We start from the raw sequence: 3,977 nt of genomic DNA, 5'->3' as shown, positions 1-3,977 counted from the left end.
GGGCCGGGGCGGGCGCACAGGGCGGCGCCCGGGAGAAGGTACTGGCGCAGTGGCGGGGGATCCTCGCCAACCGGCCGTTCCTGCTGTTCTCCATCGTGATGACCGGCTCGTACGTGCTGTCGTACCAGGTGTACCTGGCGCTGCCGCTGGAAGTCCGGCGGCTGGGCGGCGGCGGCACCTTCGGCACCGCCGCGACGGCCGCACTGTTCGCCGTGTCCGGGCTGGGCACCATCCTGTTCCAGACCCGCGTCACCGCTTGGTGCAAGGCCCGGATGACGCCCGGGCGGGCGCTGGTCCGGGGGCTGCTCACCATGGGCGCGGCCTTCGTGCCGCTGCTGCTCGCTGCGGTCGTACCGCTCCCGGACAGCGGCGCATGGCGGTTGCCGAGCGCCGTCGTGCCACCGATGCTGACCGCCGTGCTGCTCGCCCTCGGCACCATGATCGCCTACCCCTTCGAGATGGACACCCTGGTCCGGCTCTCCGGTGACCGGCTCGTCGCCACGCACTACGGGCTGTACAACACCATCTGCGGGATCGGTATCACCCTGGGGAACCTGCTCACCGGAGTGGCGCTCGATGCGGCGCGGGTCGCGGGCGCGGCGGCGCTGCCGTGGTTCTCGCTGGCCGCGCTCGGACTGCTCTGCGCGGGCGCGGTGTTCGGGCTCGACCGCAGCGGGCGGCTGGCGCCGGGCGCACGCCCAGCGCGTACGGAATCGGCGACGGCCTGACGCCGCGAAGGGCGGAGGAGGGGCGGGCGCCCCGCGGGCGCCCGCCCCTTCGCCTTGCCTGGCGCACCGCTGCCGCCGCGTCAGGCGGGTGAGCCGGAGCCCGGGGCGGTGTCGAGCCCGGTGTCGGGCGCGGCATCCGGCTCCGGCACCGGGCCAATGGAGGCGAGCAGGTTGAGCACGGTGGCCTCCATCGCGTGCCGGGCCTGCTCGGGGGTCAAGCCCGTGGAGCGCCAGTGGTGCCAGGCACCCCAGGTGGTGACCGCATCCAGCCCGTTGACCAGGTCGGTGCGGCGCTGCCCCGCCAGGGTGTCGAGCTCCTCCGCCAGGACGGCCTCCAGCCGGGCGCGGGCTTCGGCGAAAGCCTCGTCGATCGTCTGCTGGATGCGCGGCGACGGGTGGTCCATGCGCATCACCGCCTTGCGGGCGGGCGTGATCCACTCCAGGATCCGGGCCCGCTGCTCGGCGAGCGCGGCCACCCGCACCGCGCGCGGGCCGGTGGTCGGCAGCGGCCTGATCTGCTCGGCCAGCTGCTCCAGTCGCCGGGTGATCGCGGTGTCCACGAGCTGCGCCATGTCGGCGAAGTGGTGGAACACCGACCGCCGCGAGACCCCGGCGTACGCCGCCACCTTCTCCGCGGGGAACTCCGTCGCCCCCTCGTCCAGCAGGGCCAGCAGCGCGTCGGCGATCCTGCCCCTGGTCTGCCGGCCGCGTTCGGTCCTGCCGTCCGCCGACGGTGCCGGTGCCGCTGCGGCCCGCTCCGGATCCTTCTCCACCTGGGCCTCCTTCCTCGGATTGACATTATTGCACCCCGAGTGCAAACGTAAATGTGCACTCGGAGTGCAACTTGCTGTGCGGGCCTCCGGCGCGGGCCTGCCCGCCCCGGCTGCCCGCTGTCGAACGAGAGGAAGATCCGCACGATGTTCCACGCCCTGGGGCGCAGTTGCGCCGTCCGCCCCGGCCGGGTCCTCGCCGTCTGGCTGGCGGTGCTGCTCGCGCTCGCCGCCGCGGTCCTCGTCCACGGCCGGGCCACCAGCGAGGCGGTGGCCATCCCCGGCAGCGACAGCCAAGCGGCCCGCGACGCGGCCGGGGCCTTCCCCGGCCCGCCCTCGGGGAACCAGCCCGTGGTGCTGCACACCCCCGCCGACGGCGCCCCGCTGACCTCCGACGCACTGAGGACGGCAGTGCAGGCCGCGGCCGCGGACCTGGCACGCGTCGACCACGTCGTCGCCGTCACCACTCCGTACGATCCCGCCGGCCGGGCCGCGATGAGCCGGGACGGCCACACCGCGTACCTCTCGGTCGGGCTGGACGTGACCGGCCGCGACATCACCCCGGAGATCACGGACGCCGTCGTGGCCGCCGCCGCCCCGGCGGAGGAGGCGGGGATCGAGGTCACCCCGGGCGGCGATCTCGCCGCTGCGGCGGACAAGGGCTCCACCGGGCACAGCGAGCTGATCGGTCTGGCGGCCGCGGCCGTCATCCTGTTCGCGGGTCTGCGCCGGGTCACCGCGGCGGGGCTGCCGATCGTCGTCGGCGTCGTGGGGCTCGTGGTCTCGCTGGCCCTGATCGGGCTCGCCGGGCACGTGATGGACATGCCGTCCTCCGGCGCCACGATCGCCGCCATGATCGGCCTGGGCGTGGGCATCGACTACAGCCTGTTCTGCCTGACCCGCTTCCGGGACCTGCTCGCCGCGGGCGTCCCCGCGGTGGAGGCCGCCGCCCGGACCACGGCGACCTCGGGCAAGGCCGCGGCCTTCGCCGGCTGCGCGGTGGCAGCCGCCCTGGCCGGCCTCGCGCTCGGCGGGCTGCCGCTGCTCCACGCCCTTGCGCTCGCCCCGGGGATCGCCGTGCTCGTGGCCGTCCTGGCCGCGCTCACCCTCCTGCCGGCCCTGCTCTCGCTGCTCGGCCGACGGCTCGCGCCCATCCTGCGCCGCGCTGCCGCCGCCGACGGCCCGTCGGGCCACCCCGGGGGCGATCCGGCCGGCGGTCCCTCGGGGGATCCGGCCGACAGCCCGGCCGGTGCGCGCTGGCACCGGCTGGCCGCCTACGTCGCCGGCCGCCCCTGGCGCCACCTGCTCGCCGGACTCGCCCTGATCGCCGTACTGGCCGCCCCCGCGGCGCAGTTGACGTTCGGCCAGCTCGACGCCGGCGACAAGCCCGCCGGGACGGACAGCCGCATCGCCTACGGGCGGCTGGCGGACGCCTTCGGCCCCGGCGCCAACGGCCCCCTCCAGGTCACCGCCTCCCTGCCCGCGCCCGCCGCCGACCCGTCCGACGGGCGCCTCACCGCCGTCACCACCGCGCTGGGGCAGGCCCCCGGCGTGGCCGCGGTCGGCGCGCCCCAGCTCGCCGCGGACGCCCGTACCGCCCGCTGGCAGGTCACCCCCGCCACCGGCCCCGGCGACCCGCGCACCGCCGAACTCGTCGACCGGCTGCGGGAGTCCGTCCTGCCCGCAGCCACCGCGGACAGCGGGGCGACTGCCCACGTCGGAGGCGCCGCTGCCGCCCAGGCCGACCTCAACGACCGGCTCGCGCGCCGGATGCCCCTGATCATCGCCACCGTCGTCGCCGTCGCCGCGCTGCTGCTCCTGCTCGCGTTCCGCTCCCCCGTCGTCGCGGGCAAGGCGGCCGTGATGAACCTGCTGTCGGTCGGTGCCGCGTACGGGGTGCTGACCGCCGTGTTCCAGTGGGGCTGGGGGGCCGGGCTCATCGGCCTCGATGGCCCCGTGCCGATCCCCGGCTACGTGCCGCTGCTGATGTTCGCCGTCCTGTTCGGGCTCTCGATGGACTACGAGGTGTTCCTGCTCACCGCGGTACGGGAGAACTGGTTGCGGTACGGGGACAACCGGCGCGCGGTGGTCGCCGGCCTGGCGGGTACCGGGCGCATCATCACCTCGGCAGCCCTGATCATGGTGAGTGTGTTTCTGAGCTACCTGCTGTCGGAGGACCCCGTGGTGAAGATGTTCGGGATCGGCCTGGCCACGGCCGTCGCCCTGGACGCCACCGTCGTCCGCGGACTGCTGGTGCCCACCAGCATGGTGCTGCTCGGCACACGCAACTGGTGGCTGCCCGCCTGGCTCGACCGCCTCCTGCCCCACATGGACATCGAGGGCCAGGGCCGCGGCGAGCGCGGGGCCGACGGTACGGGCCCGCGCACGGCCGCCCCGGCCGGTGCCGCCGCCGACACCGCCACCACCGAGCCGAACCCCGCCCCGTGAGGAACCGCATGCCCGCCACCCCGTCCGAGCT

General features: G+C 75.6%; 2 protein-coding genes and 1 pseudogene. 2 read left to right on the top strand and 1 reads right to left on the bottom strand.

What is annotated here, in order from left to right; all coding sequences use genetic code 11:
• Nucleotides 1–728 (top strand): annotated as a pseudogene (locus HYE82_RS34765) (MFS transporter); the annotation flags it as partial.
• Between the two features lie 80 nt (nucleotides 729–808).
• Here the strand turns inward: HYE82_RS34765 and HYE82_RS34760 are convergent.
• Nucleotides 809–1,501: a TetR/AcrR family transcriptional regulator gene (locus HYE82_RS34760; protein ID WP_179178214.1), complete on the bottom strand. Its 693-nt coding sequence runs from the start codon at nucleotides 1,499–1,501 to the stop codon at nucleotides 809–811.
• Between the two features lie 144 nt (nucleotides 1,502–1,645).
• Here HYE82_RS34760 and HYE82_RS39160 point away from each other — a divergent pair, with 144 nt between their 5' ends.
• Nucleotides 1,646–3,946, top strand: coding sequence for an MMPL family transporter (locus HYE82_RS39160; RefSeq protein ID WP_179178213.1), 2,301 nt, complete (start codon nucleotides 1,646–1,648; stop codon nucleotides 3,944–3,946).
• Nucleotides 3,947–3,977: the final 31 nt, after the last annotated feature.

The sequence above is a fragment of the Streptomyces sp. BR123 genome, assembly GCF_013401435.1.
GTDB lineage: Bacteria > Actinomycetota > Actinomycetes > Streptomycetales > Streptomycetaceae > Streptomyces.
Note: the sequence above shows the minus strand (reverse complement) of the source record. Positions and strands in the feature narration are given on the sequence as shown.